Origin of the sequence: Pseudomonas urethralis (genome assembly GCF_021602465.1) — a bacterium.
Lineage (GTDB): Bacteria > Pseudomonadota > Gammaproteobacteria > Pseudomonadales > Pseudomonadaceae > Aquipseudomonas > Aquipseudomonas vlassakiae.
The window spans coordinates 1-16082 of the sequence record NZ_BQIJ01000033.1 but is presented as its reverse complement, the minus strand read 5'-3'; the positions used below and the strand labels follow the sequence as shown (position 1 = coordinate 16082).

Genomic DNA, 16082 nt, shown 5'->3' with positions numbered 1-16082 from the left:
GGCCTGGGCTGCCCTGTGCGGAGAAATGCCGAACCGCTACGTAGGGGTTGTAAATACCAGCAGATGGGTCCTGGGCAATCTGCTGGATATAGGAACCACCCAGGGTGTTTGTCAGGACCGATCCGCCAGTTCCTGGGTGTGGAACTCCTGCCTCTTCACCATTGAATCGAGAAAACCCGGGGATGTAGGTCAGGTTGGGTGAGCGAAGAACACCGCCGCTCGAGCCTCCGAGACCAAAATCGCCCACCCTGAGCACGCTACCCACTGAAGGGTCGTAGTTCGAGGTAGTCAATGGCGCGACAGCCGCCGTACCTAACCCGAGGGCGACCCTTGCAGAGGCAGGAGTGGTGCCGCCAGTACCTCCTTTAGCCACAGGGAGCACGCTCTCTACAGCGACAGCACCCAGCCCAAGGCCAGCTCGCCCGTCTGCCGCAGTTGCGCCGCCTGTCCCTCCCTTGGCGACTGGAAGGATTTCATAGTTGCCCGTAGTTCCCAGAGCAGCGAGCTTGTTCCCGTACTGATTCACCAAGGCACGCAGGGCGTCCGCAGAATCTTTGACGTAGCCTTGCATCGGGGCTAGGCCGTAACCGCCAGCGGATACGGTCGCACCTTGGTAGGCCGGCAGGATGCTCAGCACCGTCGCGCTCGCGATGTTGGCCACCTCATACCAGCGGCCATCAGGCCCCTGGAAGGCATCCCCCACCCTGGCATTCGCGGCGAAGTCAGTGTTCGTGCCGACCACCGACGTTTGGCCGGTCGTGATCGCGACCGTGCCTGATCTGTACCATGGCATGCGTGTTTCCTTTCAAAGAGGTTTCATTGGGCGGGATGCAAAGAGGGTTCGGCCATTCACGCTGAGCGCGTTGATGCCGTCGAAGTTTTCGCAGTACATCTGCAGCACGTCGCGCCTTCCAGGCAGAAATCCTCCGAAATTCGCCCTGAATGGTTGGGTGGTTTGCACAACGTTTGTCACAGAGAACAGCGCGTTCGCAAGAACGTAATCAGCATAATTTCCGGTCCAAGCCATTTGCGCCGGCGAGGCGTAATAACCTGCACCGGTGATGGGCGTTCCTGCGGTCGCGAATGAGTTGTTGGCTGGCTGGCTGTTAAGCAAGGCCAAGTTGGCCGACGTGACGAATGTCCTGTTACCTGCCGCGTCCCGCACCGAAGCTCCGTAAGCATCCACTGGTGTGTTCGGCGTCATGTAGCTAGCACAGAACCAGTTGATCATCATCGGGCTCAACGCAACGCTGCCGTGTGCTGGCTGGTTGTTGTAGGCTTTGATGCGGAACCCGGTCCAGTTTCCGGGGGATCCGGTAACGAAGAAGTTTCCGACCATCATGTAGTTGTCAGCATTCAGGAAGATCAGCGGACGCTCATAAGTGGTGACAGGCTGAGGAAACGTCACAGTTCCGTATTGAATTTGAGTTCCGCTGCCAGATCCCTGGAACCCTATGTTCATGCGTCCGTTGTACCGAACGCTGAGCACCCGGTTGATCGAGTCGATCTGCGTGCGGATATTGTTGTTTGCGGCCCTGACCCCATAACTGCCTGCTGCCGAAAACGGCTCGCCACCCTGCGACAGGATCATCACCTGCCAGGTCCTGGTACCGGGCTGTCGCAGCCGCAGCTGTCCGGTAGTTGCCCAAGCAGGCGGGCTCCAGGTGTTGTCACCGCCGTCAAACAGGGCATCAACCACGACAAAGGACGCCGCCTGGATCTCCGGTATCGCGATGTACTGGTCGAAAGCGTTATTGCCCACGACCTGCATCATCTTCAGAGACCGGATCGGCGTGATGGTGGTGTCCAGGGTAATGGCCCCGGACGCGTCCTTCGTCCGGAGCCCATAAATGTCAGCCATCAGGTCATTCTCCCCAGCGCGGCGCGTTCGATGCCGTTGGCGTCATAAACGTAGATCCCGCCGTTGTTGATGAGCACGCTGCCGCTGGCATCCTGGCCACGGAAGGTGAACACGCCGGTGACCATGTTCAGCTCGATCAATGGCCGGCCCTGAGCGTCCACGGCTTGGGACCTGAGCGTTCCGCTGTTCACGATCGTCTGGATGTAAGCCGAGTTGATGAACGCTTGGTTGATGAAGACCTGGCCGCCCTGCACCACGAATGGCGAAGAGAGCGTGCCATTTACCCCGTTCACCACCGCGAACCTGTCGGCGCTGACCAGGAATTGGCTTTGCAGTCCGGCCGGGCCGTTCTCGATGCCCAAGCCGATACCCGCTGCCACGTACTGGCCTTGGGCGTTGAGCTGCATCTTCACGGTCCACATCGTGGTCAGCTTGCCAGCCGTGTCGGCATAGGCCGAAGAGGTCTGTTGGATCGCAGCAGAGTTGTCGGCAACCGAGGCGTTCAGCTGCTGTATCGCCGTGGCCGTAGCCTGCTGGTTGGTTGCAACCGTGGTTTCAACCGTGGTGATACGGCTTTCATTGCCACCGACTCGGGCCTCCAGAGTGGTGGTCCGCTGGGTCTGCGCAAAGTCTGCCTCGGCCCGCACCTTTACCTCTTGGGCGTAGCTGGCGGTGCTGTCCCAGCCCTTCAGAGCATCCAGCAGCTCCCCTTCCCCGTTGTCATCACGGGCAGAGGCGCGCAGCGCCTGTAGGCTGCCTGCCGTAGCGGTGACCTTGCCGTCGACCTCGGCAATGTCGGCTGTGTTGGTGGCCACCTGCTGGGCCAGGCCATTAGCAGCCTCGATCGACTGGCCAACGTCGCCCCAAAGAGCGGCATTTGGCGGAGCATTCGCACCAGACGCGTCTGCGGGAACAGCCTGCAGAGCCTGGTAGATGCGTCCATCAACCACGACCATCTGACCCTTTTGGTAGGTCTCATCCTTGTCGTAGGCCTTGAGCCCATCCAGCGCAGCAATCTGCTCCTCCAGACCTGGAATCTTCTGGATTTCCTCCAGCAGCTCCTGCCCCAGTTCGCTCTCGGTGATCTTGCCCGACAGAGCTGCCAGCATGGCGGTGACGTCGTTCGACGTGGACGCGGCGATCTTGAGGAAGCCGCTAACCCCGTAGGCGTTGCGGGAGCGGATGAAGTAGAAGTAGTTGGTGAAGAAGGCCAACCCGGTATGCGTCAGGCTGAGTCCTTGCCCCAGGTAAGTCGCCTGAGCAGCGGGAGCCTGCGGGTCTTCGCTGTAAAAATACTCGTAGGTGCCTCCGTTCAGCCCGTGCTGCACGTTGCTTGGGAACAGCGTGATGGTGTCGATCGTGGACTGCACCGTGCACGCCTCTGGAATAGGCGGGCCATCGATGTTCACGGTGATGCTGGCCTCGCCGGAGCGGGTCAGCGGGCCGAGTGCGGCAACGCTCATCGTGTAGTTGCCCGAGGGCAGGCCAGCGATCGGCAGCTGCAGGGTGGTCTCTGGCACCTGCTGGGCCTGCACCGCGGTACCGCCTTGACGGATGGTGACCGCATACCCCGTGACAATGCCGGCCGGCTGCGTCCAACTCAGCACGCCCTGGGTGACTTCGGCAGTCTCGTCGGGTTCCCAGGCCAGGTTGGTAGGACTGCCCAGTCCACCAGTCGGCAGGTTGATGAAGCCGATCGGGTTGTACGGCTGGCCCACGGCATCGTCGAACTGCGCTGCATCGTACTGCTGCAGCTGGGCGGTGCAGCCCTGGTCAGCGCCCATGCTCCAGTTGGTGACGATGAACTCACCAAGGATGTTCAGCGACGGCAGGTTCACGCGCACGGCGCGACCCGGCCGGCAGTTGTAGCCTAGGAAATTCATGGGAATGCTGATGGTGCCACCCGCACGCCGACGGCGCAGCTCGATGTTCGCCAGGCGCTGGGCCTGGTAGGCATCCGTGACGTAGGAGAAGGTCAGCGTTTCAGCCGCCTCCCCGCCGTCCTCGACCACCCATTCGGCAACGCTGACCTCGGGGTAATCGGTCTCTGTCCACGACTGCGAGGTGTCGATGAACGTGCCGCGCACAGTGTTGATCGCGGCATCATTGGTCGGCTCGGTGCTGCCGGTAATGGTACCGATCACCATGTCCTCGGTGACCTCGAAGTCGTACGGGCCATAGTAGGCCCCGGCCTGGAACATCCAGCGGCCGCCGACGCGGATTGTCCTGCCACCACAGGCAGCCTCAAGCTTCTGCAGCACGTTGGTGCGCTGCTCGTCGGCGCCGATCACGCAGCTGCTGCGATAGCGCGGGCTGGTGGTGTTATCAGGGTTGGCGACCGATTCATCGCAGATATTGGCGCCGCTGGCGAAGGTCTCGAATACAATTTCATCGTCGGGCACGCCGCAGCGGTTGCGCAGGAACCAGAGGATGTGGAGCGCGGTGTTCTCCGTGTACACGGCCATGCCGCTGCGCGGGTCGTAGATATCGTTGCGGCCACGGACGATGAAGCGTGCGTCAGGGATGCCGGACGGGAATTTCTCGGCGCTGTACTTGAGCGACAGACGCACGAACGACAGCCCACGGCCGATCTGCTCGTCTTTCCAGTCAGGACAGTTGGCCTTCAGGAAGGCGTTCACCTGGGTCGGGTTGACGACCAGCTCATAGGAGGCATGCTCGCCATAGGTGGCGATCTCCTCCTCTCCCAGGTAGATGTTCTCCAGGGCGTCGACTGGGCCTTCACAGAGAACGTACACCAGGTGCAGCCACTCGCCATCGGTTTGGTCGCCGACCTGCTCCTGCGCCCAGATAAGCACGCCACCGGTGCTGACTCTGCCAAGGATGAAGCGCGCAGGCGCTTTGGAGGAGCGCACGGTCTGGGCTGACGGCTCGTTGTCGCGCATCGGCGACTTGGTGTTCAGCTTCTCTTGCTGCTCGGCCATGTAGAACGCCAGGCCGGCACCAATGGCCGCGCCCACCGGGCCACCTTGCACAAAGCCAATGACCGCGCCAACGGCGACCTGAGCAATCTTCCTGACGCCACCGGACATTATTCAACTCTCCAGACTGCAAGAGGGTCGCACACCACGCGGGCCACCCCGTCGTCAGTGGCCGCCCAGAATTCGTTTGCCCAGTACACGGCCATAGACCGGCCGCCAGGCGCTTCGTACATAGCAATGTCGCCGCGCTGGATGAATGCCGGCGCAACCCGGGCGAAACAGGCATCCCATGCCGCTTCAAGGCTTCCATGCTGCTTCTTCAGCGCCCGCTTCGCCCCCGACTCGGTCTTGTAGGTGCCGCGGTACGTCTCGGCCGGGTCGGTACCGCACACCGCTACCGCGCAGTCCGCAGCGAACAGGCAGCAGTCGAATTCGCCCCATGAAAAAGGCCGCTCTAAGGCGGCCTTGATCACTTCGCTGAGGCGTGTGGTCCAGTCTCGGTAGCGCATGGCTATTTCTCGTAGGTGAACGTCGGGGCGTCCTTCTTGGAGCCCCAGTAGATGGGCCATTCGGACATCTGGGCGATGGCGTAGAAGAACCGGTCGCCCTGGTGGCGTGCCCGGTGGTTCTCATCGGTAAACCGCTCGGTGCCCGTGCGGCTCCACTCGGCCATGCGGTCAACGATCGGGACGGTGATCTTGTTGCCGTCCTCACCGTTGCCGGCGTAGGAAAAGGTGGCGGCGTCCATGCGGCCGGAAAACAGAATGTCGGCTGCATAGTTGCCCTGCTCGTCGAACACCACAAACATGAGCTTGCCGGATCGACCTCGGCATCCCCGGATGTTGGTCTCGGTGATGATGTAGCTGTCCAGCCCGGTAAGGGCCAGGTCGATCGACATGGGCGAGTTCGAGTTGTCGCTCTCCTGCGATTGCCCGACCTCGCCGAACTGCCCTACCCCCAGATAGGTGATGCCGCCAATCACCAGGTCACCGGTGCCTGTGTGCGCGTAAACCGGGCCATCCTCGAAGTCGAGCTGGCAGGCGTAAACGCTGAGGAATTTGCCGGTGGCGATGATATCGACCACGCTCTGGCTGAATGGGAACGTCGAGGGCATCAGAAGGCCTCCCTGAACTGGTAGCTGCCACTGGCCACCACCGGCCGCACCGTCATGTTCCACGTGTCCTGGGTCATGCGGCATTCGGCGTAGGGGTTGAGGTATTCGACCGGCGTCCCGGCGATCAGCGATTTGCGGATGCGCTTGTTGACCGACACGATGGCCTGGCCTTGGGCGTTGGAGGTAGCAGGTTCCACCACTTCGAACATTTCCCCGGCCACTGTGAGGTAATCCCCCACGGCGAAAACTGGGGTGTTCGCGGCGGCGCCGGCCACCGTGATGGCCCTGGCCTGGGCCACGCCTGACAAGACGGTGAGGCTTCCCACACTAACCTTCCGGGTTCGGGTGAACGCCGGCAGGTTGAACGTGCCGAACAGTCCGTCCAGGCGTCCGAGGAACGCCGACAGCTCGCGCTCCTGCTCTCGCGTGAGTAGGCCGAACGTGAGGGTGCACTGCCAATACGCGCCCGGCTGCCCGACGATCTGCTGGGCGTTCGAGAGCGTCGAGGTAAAGGCGCGGCTGTTGTTGACTAAGCCCCACGTCATTTCCGACGGGCGCAGCGATGCCGGCCATTGGATAGCCATGCAGTACTCCTTCTTGCTATCGGTTGCGGGCGATCAGCTGCCGCGCCGGCCCGTTCATCTTGAAGTCGCGCAGCACCAGGTTGTAGCCGTCCTGCGCGCCCTTCTGGGCTGCCTGTTGAATGCGGGCCAGGGTCGCTTCATCTGCGGTGCCTTGCACGATGATGTGCTGGATGATGGATGGCATGGCGCCATTAGAGGGTGCTGCAGGAACCGATGCAGCAGCAACCGCAGGGCTCACCCCGACGAAACCGCCACTGGCGTAGCCTTTGGCGTTCAAGCGATCCAGATAATCGCGAGCTCCCGGCTGACTTACCACCTCTTTACGGATGACGTATTCGCCACCGTGGACCACGCCCATCGGCTCGAACTTGCCACCGTCACCGGTGTAGCCGCCAGTCGCGAAGCCAGACCGAGAGATCGTCTCGCTGAATCCGGTCATGGTGCCGCTGCCGGATGCCGCCGCCCCTCCCCCACCCAGGAACCCAAGCGCAGACCCAAGGAAGCCTGCTGCTGCCTGCTGCACCTGAATACGGATGAGGTCTTCGACAACCTGGTCAGCGAAATCCTTGAAGGAAAGCTTGCCGGTCTTCACGAAGTTGACCACGGCGTCTTCCATGTTGCCGAAGGCGTTGCTGAACAGGTCGCGAGTTTGCCCTGCCACATCACTGGCGCTGTCCAGGTAATCTTGAAATGCCCCCTGCGCCCCTGCACTCCAGCTGGCCTGAGCCTGATCGATCTTGGTCCAGCCGTCACGCTGAGCGGCGATGCGCTTTTGGAGAAATTCATTCTCCTGATCAATTTGCGTCTGAAGCTCCTGGCGCTGCCCGGCTGTCGTAGCATTCGCAAGTTCAGTCCTGAGCTGCTTGATCCGGTCATTGACCTGCTGCTCCAGCTGGATGCGCTGCTGCATCCGCTCAGCCTGAAGGCTGCCCATCCCAACGCTTGCTGCATCAAGGTCGTACTGCGATTTCTCGCCATCCAACTGCTTTTGCAGCTGTGCCCGGTACTGCTCGGCCTGGGTAAGGCCTTGGGCGCCCTTGATGGCGGAGGCGTAGTTGATCGACGACTGGGCCAGTGCTTCGTTGTACTGCTGCTGATTGATCTTCCCTTTCGACAGCAGAAGCTCAAGCTGAGACTGCCGCTCGACGTACTCTTGCAGGGCGAACTTGGCAGGCTGTGCGGCCTTGTAAAGGTTGTCGAAGGCTGTTTGGGCCTCGTTCAGCTTGCTCGATAGGCCTTTCTGCCCGGTGGGCGTCTTGGTCTTCTCGGTGGTGTTACCGTCGATCTGATCCAAAACATCTTGAACCATCTCGGCAACCGTCTTGGTTTTTGCTGATGGCTGCGATTGTGTAGCAGGCTGGGCCTGGCCAAAGGTGAGAAGGCTAGCCCCTTGCAGGTTCTGCTTGGGCTCATATTTCTCGACCAGGGAAAGGCCTTTGGCGTACCGGACAGTCTGATCAATCACCGTCTGGATGGCGTCAACCTGGCGCTTGGCACTCGACTCGGCGTTCTCGGCCATGGTCTTCATGGAGCGCCCCTGGCTCTCCATTTGAGTCTTGATGGCTTCGGAGGCGGTGATCGATGCCGTGAGCTGAACCCGAAGTCTTTCCTGGTCTTCCTTCTTGCCTTCCTTGACGGCCTCCTCGTACTTCTTGAGGAGGTCGGTCTGCTCACCGATCAAGCGCGCGTATTCGACCTGCTGGCTGTTGAATCCAGCCTTCGCTGCTGTATACGCGGCCTCTTGGGCGGTGTTTGCACCAACCAAGTCACGAGTCTGGGTCAGCTGGGAAATGTACTTCTCCCAGGCCTGCGCGCCTCCGCTGACTGCCGCGGCTGACGCTTGATGCGCGCTACCCAGCGATGTAACCGAGCTGGCCGCGCCATCGGTCGCGGTTTTGCTGCGATCCAGCAACCGCGCATAGTCGTCCGCCTTCTGGCTGCTAGCCGAGTATTCGGCCCCGATCTTTACCAGTTCGTCACGGTACACGCTGGAGATCTGCGTGTTGCTGGTCAGCCACCCGGTCAGCGAGTCCAGTGAGCGCTGGCCGTTTCTGACCTCTTCAAACATGCGCTTGAAGGCGTCTGCCGACTCGACGCCACTGGCGCCAAGCGAGTTCAAGCCATCGAATGCGCGCGTGAAATACTCATCAAGCGCGCTGCTGGCTTCCTTGGTCGCGTCTCGCTGGGCTTCCATCCACTTCGCAGACTGGAAGCGCTGCTGTTCAGCGCTGAGCTGCTTGAACTTGGAAATCGAATCATCAAGGGTCAAGTTCTGATCGATCAGCGACTGGGTGGCGCTGTCGGTACTTGAAGCAAAGTAAATTGCCGCCCCGGCAGCCACGGTCAGAGCTGTTGTAAGCAGCCCAACCGGGCCGCCTGCTAGCGCCATGAGCCCGGCCGAGGCGCGGGCGCCAAGTGACTGCGAGGTATTCAGGCCGACTTGGGCCGCGTTTTGAGCAGCAACCGCAACTGTATCAGCCTCACGCAGCGTGGTAAGCCTTGCTTGGCTGGCCGCAAGCTGCCCTTGGATGATGACCTCTTGCCCCGCCGCCTGGCTAAGAGCCCTCTCTGCTGCCGCCTGCTGCAAGGTTATCGCAGCCTCGGCCCGGCGAATTTCGCCAAGACGAGTCAGTGACTGCTGACGCCCAACATCATTGATCTGCGCCTGCAGCCGCTGGGTCTCAAGCGCACGATCCGCAGCAAGCTGCTGCTGGACAGCCTGAAGCTGGGAAATGGTATTGGCCTGCACCGCGCGAGCCGCCGCCGTCTCGGCAAGGGATCTTTGAGTAGCAGCAACTGCAGCGGTCTCGTCGGCCACTGCCTTGCGGGCAGCCTGGGCAGCTGCAGCTGTCGAAGCAACTTCGGCCTGCTTCTCGGCCACCACTTGCTGCTGAGTAGCGACAAGGTCGGCATACCTGGCCTTGGTAGCGGCAGCAAGCGATACCACCAGCCCTGTGCCTACTCTAGTGGCGTAGGCACCGGTGATTGCCATCAGAGCGTCAGTGTTTTCTGCAACGGTCTTCAGCCCATCGCCGCCGACAGCAACAAGGCTGCCGAGCGCATTCGCGATGTTTTGGATACCCATTACAACTTCTGGCTGAGCCAAGGATTTTGCAAGGGCGTCGACCGAGCTGACAACCGGATCAACGTTGATCTGACCGATTGCGGCGAGGAAGTTGTTTTTGAGCGCCTGAGATGCCTGCTCAAACGTGCGCGGCATCTTCGCCAGTTCAGCGTTTAGCGATGTCAGCGACTTGAGCAGCGCGTTCGTTACAACATCGCCAGTGATCTTCCCTTCTGCCGCAAGCTTGCGAATCTCTCCGTTCGTTACCCCCAGATAATCGGCCAGAGCGCGAGTTATACGCGGCCCTTGCTCCATGACGGAGTTCAGCTCCTCGCCGCGCAGCGTGCCGGAGGCGAGACCCTGAGAAAGCTGAATTGCAGCGTTCGACGCCTCCTGCATCGTTGCGCCAGAGATCACGAAGGCCTTGTTGAGCGCATCGGTGACGTTGAGCATTTGCTCTTGCGTGTAGCCGGCACCGCGAGTGGCGTTTGCCAGGCGCGTGTACAGCGATACAGTGGCCTCCAGCGAGCTACCAGTGTTGTTGGCCATCGCCAACAGCTTCTGGAACGACTCATTGGCGTTCGTCGTCGAGGTGCTGACCAGGGCCAGAGAGCCTTGCATGGACTTGAACGAGTCAGTGAGGCGCAAGACCTCGCGAGTTACAGCGCCCACGCCCATGGCTGCCAGCGCACTGCCGGCGGCCTTGGCTGCAGTTCCGAGGCCGCGAACGTTTATCGTTGCCTCGCCACCTGCATCACCCAAGCTATTGAGGCTGGTCCGCAGCTGGTCGATCTGCTGCCGAGCGTTTCGCGAGTCAATGACTATCGCGAGGCGGGATTCCTGGGCCATGCCTTTCTCCGGGCGTAAAAAAACCCGCCGGAGCGGGTTGTCATGTTTTGTCGGCCTACTTTGGCCTTGTTTCTGCGATTGCCCTCAAGCAGCCGCTATAGAAATCATTCCTGAAGTCACTAACTGCGGAAGCCTTCATTGGCTCAGTGCTATACCTTGGCAGCTTGAATGCCTCGACGAATGCAATGCGAACAATCGAGTTAACCTTTACCTCCGCTGGGTCAGAGATCTTTGAGGCCTGCTTATCTAGGACTGCCAGCGCCTCGGACAAATTCTTACCCTTTTGTCTGTACTCCATCGCTCCCTTTGCCGCCGTATCGTATGCCATGCAAGGGTCTTCCTCTGCCGACTGAGCAAAAGGCGAGACCAGCAGCGCCGCGATAAGCGACGTTCGAATAAGTGTCATTTCCAGCACCTCCATATGGTGGCGGAAATCTATCATCTCTAGCAGGAAGCGCCAAAACCCTCCAGGCTTCTAGCGCTTCTTGGGCGGCTGTGGCTTGGCCGTCTCCTGCTGCTCATCCCAGTGGCGACGGAACTCGTCGTCCAGCGCATATATGGCAGCGTCGAACTCCTCACGGCAGATTGCCGAAGGATATCGCTCCAGGTATTGGCCGATGATGGCTGGAGAGATCGGCGCAGGCGCGCCAACCATGCCGACGTACTGGCGCGATCTCCCGATGTGGCCGTAGGCTTCAAGGATCTCTGCGGTTACCGGGTCGATCTCTGGAGCCGGCGGAACAGGCTCTACGCCTTTAAGACGCTCTCGCTTCCAGCGCGCTTTTTCGTTGGCTTCGCCGGCCCAGTCGCGCCCCCAGCAGTAGGCTTCGAGGACTTTTTTGCCGTCTCTTTGGCCCGCTCCTCGGCCCGGGTGGCGATATCAGAAGCCACTTGCAGGGCGGTGAAGTAGACATCTGGCCGCTGAGCAATGAGCAGCTTCCCGCGCTCTTGGGTGTACGGGGCGTCAACGCCAGGCTGTTCGGCCTCTTCGACACCTTCCCAGCCAAGGATGATGTGCTTACACACCAGATCGACCAGCATGTCATCCATGCTCTCGATCTCCGGAATCTCGGCGTTCGCTGGGTCAAACCCATCGGTGCCTACGCCATAGCGGGAGTCAACAATGGCCTGATGCCGCTGGATCAAGGCGTGGTGCGACTTGAACTTCGGGTTGGCTGCCGAACCGATCTTGATCTTCACGCTCGGGGCAATTTCAACCCAACGCGTGCCTTCAACGTCCAGCTTCGGAGCCTGGGAAATGACAAGAGCCATGGTAATCCTCTGCGGTAAAAGGCCCGACGCACACCGCAGGGCGCGCCGGGCAAAGGTTTAAACGGTAACGGTGACAGCGCAGGTGTCGGTCTTGGTGCCGTCTGCAGCGCTGGTCGCGGTGATGGTGGCGGTACCGGCGGCCAGGCCGGAGACCAAACCGGTGGCGCTGACGCTGGCGATGGCTGGCGCCGAGGAGGTCCAGGTGACCAGTTGGCTTGCGCCGACAGGGGTTACCGCGGCTTCGAGGTCGGCGGTCTCGTCTACTTCCAGGCTCAGGGTGTCCGGGGTGACGGTCACCGCTGCAATGGCGATCGGCGCAGGCAGGCGGGTGATGGTCGGCGGCACGCGTCGGGCGGTGTATGCCAGCTCCACCTGGATGATGTCAGTAGCGCCGCCGTCCGGCCAATCGCCGCTCACTTCCATCTCGGGGATGAAGAAGGTATAGCCGCCATCAGCATTGTTGAGCGTGAACTCGAAGCTGAGCGCCCCACTGGTCTGCTGCGCCTTCCAGTACTGGTAAGCGGTCTTGGACCAGCTCATGGTGATCGAGCCAGACGGGGTGAAGGTGGTCGGGATGATGTTGCCAGGGAACGGGTTGCCGTTGCCGATGCAGCGCTGGGTTTGAGCATTGTTGGCGAACTGCAGGTTGAAGCTGTCCACGCAGGCGTTGTCCTCGCCCAGCTGCACGCCGTTGATCTTCAGCCCGGTCACATCCTTGAACCCATAGCGCCGCTGACTTGCCTCTGGCGCAGGGCTGACGATGAAGGAGCTGTTGTCGGCCTTGTCATCCCACGAGGTGGCCATGAACGTGGTGGTGACGCTGATCTCGTTGTCGTTCGGGACCTCGATGTTGATCGAGTCAACCTGAGCGCCCCGGGCGATGCCGGCGATTCCAACGTCCGCATCATAGGCGGCGATGGAGAACGAGATGCGGTCGTTGCCCATGGTCAGAACGTTGTTGTCCCAGTCCTTGCCGAAGCAGGAGGCCAGGAACTCGTCCAGCGCTCCGTAGCGGAACTTGGTTTCGATATCGCCGCCGACGTCCACGGTGGTCTGGGCGGTGCCCTGGGCCATGCGGTCTTCGCCGATTTCGTTGTTCTCTTCGGTGTTGTAGGTGGGCACCAGGCCGAAGCTGACGCGGGTCAGCACGTTCCATGGGCCCGCCGGGGTGATACCCGGGGTGAGCTCGCGAATCCACGCGGTTGAGCGCTTGGCACCACTGGACATGGGGTGTTTCTCCTATCGACAGGCGTAAAAAAACCGCCATGCGGCGGTGCAAGTGGTGGGCTTAGTAGGCCCGGTATGGGAGCGAGAGATTGACCTGGTACCAGCCATTCCCGTCGTCGCCGACGTTGCTGGGCGATGCGGCAAAGAAGTCCAGCGGGCCCTCTGGCGCGCTGTAGTACTCAAAGTGCTGAACCAGGGTGTCGGCAGCCTTGGCGATCGCTAATGTGCCCTTGTTGCTCGGCACGAACAGCTGAATGACGATGATCCCGGTTCGCCGCACACTTGGGCCGTTGCCGACCTCTGGGGTGCTGGACAGGCCGGGAATATCCGCCAGCCTGGCCCATATGGATTTCCCGGCAGGGCTGAATGGGCCCTGAGGGTTGTTCGGATAGTCGATGGCGTCAGCGGGAATGCCGGCCCACTGCTGCATGCGGCCGATGATGACGGCGCGGATCTGTTCGAAGGTCATGTCCGGTAGGCCTCTGCCACTCCGTTGAACGACACCTCATAGATGCCGGCGGGCGCCTGCTGCGAATGGCCATCCTCAAGCGCTGAGGCGTATGGCAGGTTGTTCTGGATGTAGACCTGGGTGAATGGCTCAAGGCCTGTCAAGGCTCCGACGCCTCGCTGGATCGTAGGCCCGCCACTCTGGTCTGCCGGCGTGGCGCTGGTGTAGACCGGCGTGCCCACGCTGACGATGTTGTTGCCGCGGAAGCGTCCAGTATCCACCGGAGAGCGCAGCACGATCTCATTCAGCAGTGCGATGGCGATTACCCGAACGCGCTGGCTCAGCTGCTCCTCGACGACGCCCGCGAACAGGCTCGGCGGTGTGCTCCAGCCTCGTCTGGACATGGCTATTTCCTCAGCTGGATCTCGTAGTGCGCCTTGGCTGGGTCGATGCCAGGACTAATGATTCGATAGGCCACCGCCTCGCCCGTGATCAGGTCGTTGGCGATGATCTCGTGGCCTACCGCCGGCTTGTCCGTGACCTCATTGGCCAGGCAGATCAGCAGCACGTCACCCACCAGGATGTTGATGTTGTCGATCCGGCGGGCGTCGTAGCTGTCGAACACGCCTCGCCCGGTGTAGGTCACCGGTTGGGCCGTGTTTGTCTCGCTCACGGGGTCCCAATCGCCTGGCCCCATGTAGGAACCGGTGAACGAGAACACCGCATCCGCAAGGTCGTCGTCGAACGCCGCTGCCAGGTCAGCCTGGACTTCGTCTCGCAAGCCCATGGTTACCCCCTGTCCACGGCAAAGGTGAACGGGTTGCAGCGCCAGGGCGACACCAGGGCCAGGGCGAACTGGACGCCCTCCGGCTGCGCGCCTGCGCTGGTCCGGTCGAGCGCGGCATACGTGCGGCTGGTCGATACCGATCCGGCCTTCACGCTCTTGGCCTCGAGCGATCCCTCGGTCTGCTGCTGATACAGCTGGCCCGTGGACGCGACCAGAGCCAGCTGGGCCCCGGCCTGCTTCACCTCCTCCGGCACGGCATACATGTCTATGCCGCACAGACGGAGCGAGGTGAGGTATGCGTTGGCCTGCGCTACCGCCATGGCCTTCTTGTCGTCGGGCGCCCAGGTCGGACCCAGGATTTCGTCGACGTCCGCGACGGTGATGTAGGTAGCCATCAGGCCTCCCTTGAATGAGTGGGGCCGAAGCCCCGGTGTTACTTGGGCAGGTCTTCTACCAGCTTCTGCAGCGACTCTTTCGAGGCGTTGGCGCGGTAGGTAACCCCTGCGGCGTCAAGCTTGGCCTTCAGCTCTTCGACTTCCTTCTCGGCCGCCAGCTGGGCGTTGGCCTGCTGCAACTGCTTGACCTGCTCGCCGTCGCCAGTGCCGCCGCCGTTGTTGTGCGCACCGGAGTTGTCGGGCTCGGTGAGAACCGATTCGACGCCGCCAGTCTCGCCGACAGTCTGCGGACCGACCGTGATCTTGCCGACGCTGCCGCCGAAGCCCCAGCGTGCCTTGTTGTTCGGGTCGATGTGGTTGTCTTCTGCGAGTGCCATGGTGATCTCCTCGAAAGGGCTCTGTTACGAGCCCAGGGTGGAAGTGATGAACGCCAGAGGCACCTGCTTGCGAGCCCATTTGCGCTCCCAGTTGGTGGCAAGGGCCAGGTCGGACCAGTTGGCCGATACCGGGCGGGTGGTGCCTGGAGTGCCGGTGATGGTCGCCGACAGGAACGAGTAGCCCAGCGGGTGCACAACGAAGTTGCGACGGGTCCACAGGGTTTCAGCGCCGCCGCCGTTGCCGCGGGCCGGCTCGCGGTCGTACTCCATGTCGTCCTCGTCCTGCTCCTCGGCATAGCCGATGGCGCCAGGGCCAAAGATGATCGACAGGTATTTCTGGTTGGGCGCAGTGCCGACGACCGGCAGGCCGTCGTCGATCACCACCAGCATGTTCTGGTAGCGGCCGAACTCGGGCACCTGGTCTGCGATCGGGGTGAAGTCGATCAGGTTGAGGATCGACATCTCGGCGTACACGGCCGAGTGCATGGCGATCACGCTGAGGGCCTTGGTGCCGTTCGGGGTGACGATCTGCGGGGTGTAGTCACCCATGGTCGCCCGGGCACGGATGACCGCAGCAGCGGTGATCGGGCCGCCAGCGTCCACGACCATGTCGCCGCCGTTGTCGGCCACGTTGTCGTTGTAGATGCCCACGACAGTGGCGATGGTGCGGCGCTGGGCCACGCGCTGCCAGTAGCTGGTCAGGCGGCTGGCCACGAACTCCAGCGGGTCTTGGTTGGTGATGTTCTTCACCAGGCTCATGGCTGCCCAACCTTCGTTGAGGTAGGCGGCACGGGCCTGCATCTCGGCGCTGGTCACCGCCAGCGGCACGGCGATGTCGGTGTACACGTCGTTCGAGTAGTTCGACTCGATGGACGCGTCAAGATCGACCCACCACGGGATGGTGAAGGTGTTGGACGGGCTGGCCAGCAGGCTGGACATGTCGCTGTTGTTGACCAGGATGCCGGACTGGAAGAACGCGGTCTTCTCGACGGTGTTTACGCGCATGTAGTCGCGCAGTTCGTCGCGGAAGACCACATCGGAGAGGATGGTTGGCATTGCTTACTTTCCTTTTTGCTGGGCCGCTTCATGCGCCGCCTTGAGGCGTGCATGCTCGGCGGGGTCATTTCGGCGGAGCTCTACGCGCTCCATGCCGCTCAGTTGGTCC

General features: G+C 61.6%; 16 protein-coding genes and 1 pseudogene. All 17 read right to left on the bottom strand.

Going from position 1 to position 16082, the window contains the following annotated elements; genetic code table 11:
• Positions 1-793: pseudogene (locus L6D64_RS27610) on the bottom strand (hypothetical protein); the annotation flags it as partial.
• Positions 794-805: 12 nt separating this feature from the next.
• Positions 806-1861, bottom strand: a complete 1056-nt coding sequence (locus L6D64_RS27605; RefSeq protein WP_176510361.1) for a hypothetical protein — start codon at positions 1859-1861, stop codon at positions 806-808.
• The gene (locus L6D64_RS27600) at positions 1861-4911 is read right to left on the bottom strand and encodes a phage tail protein (RefSeq protein WP_236192640.1); all 3051 of its coding nucleotides are present in this window, start codon (positions 4909-4911) and stop codon (positions 1861-1863) included. Before L6D64_RS27600 ends, L6D64_RS27605 begins: the two co-directional genes overlap by 1 nt.
• Complete coding sequence (locus L6D64_RS27595; RefSeq protein ID WP_176510333.1) at positions 4911-5309, bottom strand: DUF6950 family protein; 399 nt, start codon at positions 5307-5309, stop codon at positions 4911-4913. The genes L6D64_RS27600 and L6D64_RS27595 overlap by 1 nt, the downstream gene beginning before the upstream one ends.
• A 2-nt stretch (positions 5310-5311) precedes the next feature.
• Positions 5312-5914, bottom strand: a complete 603-nt coding sequence (locus L6D64_RS27590) for a hypothetical protein (protein WP_096010339.1) — start codon at positions 5912-5914, stop codon at positions 5312-5314.
• Entirely contained in the window at positions 5914-6498 is a 585-nt protein-coding gene (locus tag L6D64_RS27585) for a hypothetical protein (protein ID WP_176510332.1), read from the bottom strand. The genes L6D64_RS27590 and L6D64_RS27585 overlap by 1 nt, the downstream gene beginning before the upstream one ends.
• Before the next feature lie 16 nt (positions 6499-6514).
• Entirely contained in the window at positions 6515-10411 is a 3897-nt protein-coding gene (locus L6D64_RS27580; RefSeq protein WP_176510331.1) for a phage tail tape measure protein, read from the bottom strand.
• Between the two features lie 55 nt (positions 10412-10466).
• The gene (locus tag L6D64_RS27575; RefSeq protein ID WP_137188284.1) at positions 10467-10817 is read right to left on the bottom strand and encodes a hypothetical protein; all 351 of its coding nucleotides are present in this window, start codon (positions 10815-10817) and stop codon (positions 10467-10469) included.
• A 69-nt stretch (positions 10818-10886) separates the two neighbouring features.
• Entirely contained in the window at positions 10887-11066 is a 180-nt protein-coding gene (locus L6D64_RS27570) for a hypothetical protein (protein ID WP_137188285.1), read from the bottom strand.
• Between the two features lie 92 nt (positions 11067-11158).
• Positions 11159-11683 carry a hypothetical protein gene (locus tag L6D64_RS27565; protein ID WP_137188286.1) on the bottom strand — a complete coding sequence of 175 codons (525 nt, stop codon included), beginning with the start codon at positions 11681-11683 and terminating at the stop codon, positions 11159-11161.
• A gap of 57 nt (positions 11684-11740) precedes the next feature.
• Positions 11741-12910 (bottom strand): phage tail tube protein, encoded by a 1170-nt coding sequence (locus tag L6D64_RS27560; RefSeq protein ID WP_176510329.1) that lies wholly within the window; start codon positions 12908-12910, stop codon positions 11741-11743.
• 61 nt (positions 12911-12971) lie between these two features.
• Positions 12972-13379: a phage tail terminator-like protein gene (locus tag L6D64_RS27555; RefSeq protein WP_176510328.1), complete on the bottom strand. Its 408-nt coding sequence runs from the start codon at positions 13377-13379 to the stop codon at positions 12972-12974.
• Positions 13376-13762, bottom strand: coding sequence for an HK97 gp10 family phage protein (locus L6D64_RS27550; protein ID WP_176510327.1), 387 nt, complete (start codon positions 13760-13762; stop codon positions 13376-13378). Before L6D64_RS27550 ends, L6D64_RS27555 begins: the two co-directional genes overlap by 4 nt.
• 2 nt (positions 13763-13764) lie before the next feature.
• Positions 13765-14145, bottom strand: coding sequence for a glutamate 5-kinase (locus L6D64_RS27545; RefSeq protein WP_176510326.1), 381 nt, complete (start codon positions 14143-14145; stop codon positions 13765-13767).
• Between the two features lie 2 nt (positions 14146-14147).
• Complete coding sequence (locus L6D64_RS27540; RefSeq protein ID WP_236192638.1) at positions 14148-14540, bottom strand: protein singed; 393 nt, start codon at positions 14538-14540, stop codon at positions 14148-14150.
• Between the two features lie 38 nt (positions 14541-14578).
• The gene (locus tag L6D64_RS27535) at positions 14579-14917 is read right to left on the bottom strand and encodes a hypothetical protein (protein ID WP_236192641.1); all 339 of its coding nucleotides are present in this window, start codon (positions 14915-14917) and stop codon (positions 14579-14581) included.
• Positions 14918-14941: 24 nt separating this feature from the next.
• Positions 14942-15973: a hypothetical protein gene (locus L6D64_RS27530; protein ID WP_236192637.1), complete on the bottom strand. Its 1032-nt coding sequence runs from the start codon at positions 15971-15973 to the stop codon at positions 14942-14944.
• Positions 15974-16082: the final 109 nt, after the last annotated feature.

Coding starts and splice junctions, on each gene's coding strand:
- L6D64_RS27605 (WP_176510361.1), bottom strand. CDS start 1,861: ATGGCTGACATTTATGGGCTCCGGACGAAGGACGCGTCCGGGGCCATT.
- L6D64_RS27600 (WP_236192640.1), bottom strand. CDS start 4,911: ATGTCCGGTGGCGTCAGGAAGATTGCTCAGGTCGCCGTTGGCGCGGTC.
- L6D64_RS27595 (WP_176510333.1), bottom strand. CDS start 5,309: ATGCGCTACCGAGACTGGACCACACGCCTCAGCGAAGTGATCAAGGCC.
- L6D64_RS27590 (WP_096010339.1), bottom strand. CDS start 5,914: ATGCCCTCGACGTTCCCATTCAGCCAGAGCGTGGTCGATATCATCGCC.
- L6D64_RS27585 (WP_176510332.1), bottom strand. CDS start 6,498: ATGGCTATCCAATGGCCGGCATCGCTGCGCCCGTCGGAAATGACGTGG.
- L6D64_RS27580 (WP_176510331.1), bottom strand. CDS start 10,411: ATGGCCCAGGAATCCCGCCTCGCGATAGTCATTGACTCGCGAAACGCT.
- L6D64_RS27575 (WP_137188284.1), bottom strand. CDS start 10,817: ATGACACTTATTCGAACGTCGCTTATCGCGGCGCTGCTGGTCTCGCCT.
- L6D64_RS27570 (WP_137188285.1), bottom strand. CDS start 11,066: ATGGTTGGCGCGCCTGCGCCGATCTCTCCAGCCATCATCGGCCAATAC.
- L6D64_RS27565 (WP_137188286.1), bottom strand. CDS start 11,683: ATGGCTCTTGTCATTTCCCAGGCTCCGAAGCTGGACGTTGAAGGCACG.
- L6D64_RS27560 (WP_176510329.1), bottom strand. CDS start 12,910: ATGTCCAGTGGTGCCAAGCGCTCAACCGCGTGGATTCGCGAGCTCACC.
- L6D64_RS27555 (WP_176510328.1), bottom strand. CDS start 13,379: ATGACCTTCGAACAGATCCGCGCCGTCATCATCGGCCGCATGCAGCAG.
- L6D64_RS27550 (WP_176510327.1), bottom strand. CDS start 13,762: ATGTCCAGACGAGGCTGGAGCACACCGCCGAGCCTGTTCGCGGGCGTC.
- L6D64_RS27545 (WP_176510326.1), bottom strand. CDS start 14,145: ATGGGCTTGCGAGACGAAGTCCAGGCTGACCTGGCAGCGGCGTTCGAC.
- L6D64_RS27540 (WP_236192638.1), bottom strand. CDS start 14,540: ATGGCTACCTACATCACCGTCGCGGACGTCGACGAAATCCTGGGTCCG.
- L6D64_RS27535 (WP_236192641.1), bottom strand. CDS start 14,917: ATGGCACTCGCAGAAGACAACCACATCGACCCGAACAACAAGGCACGC.
- L6D64_RS27530 (WP_236192637.1), bottom strand. CDS start 15,973: ATGCCAACCATCCTCTCCGATGTGGTCTTCCGCGACGAACTGCGCGAC.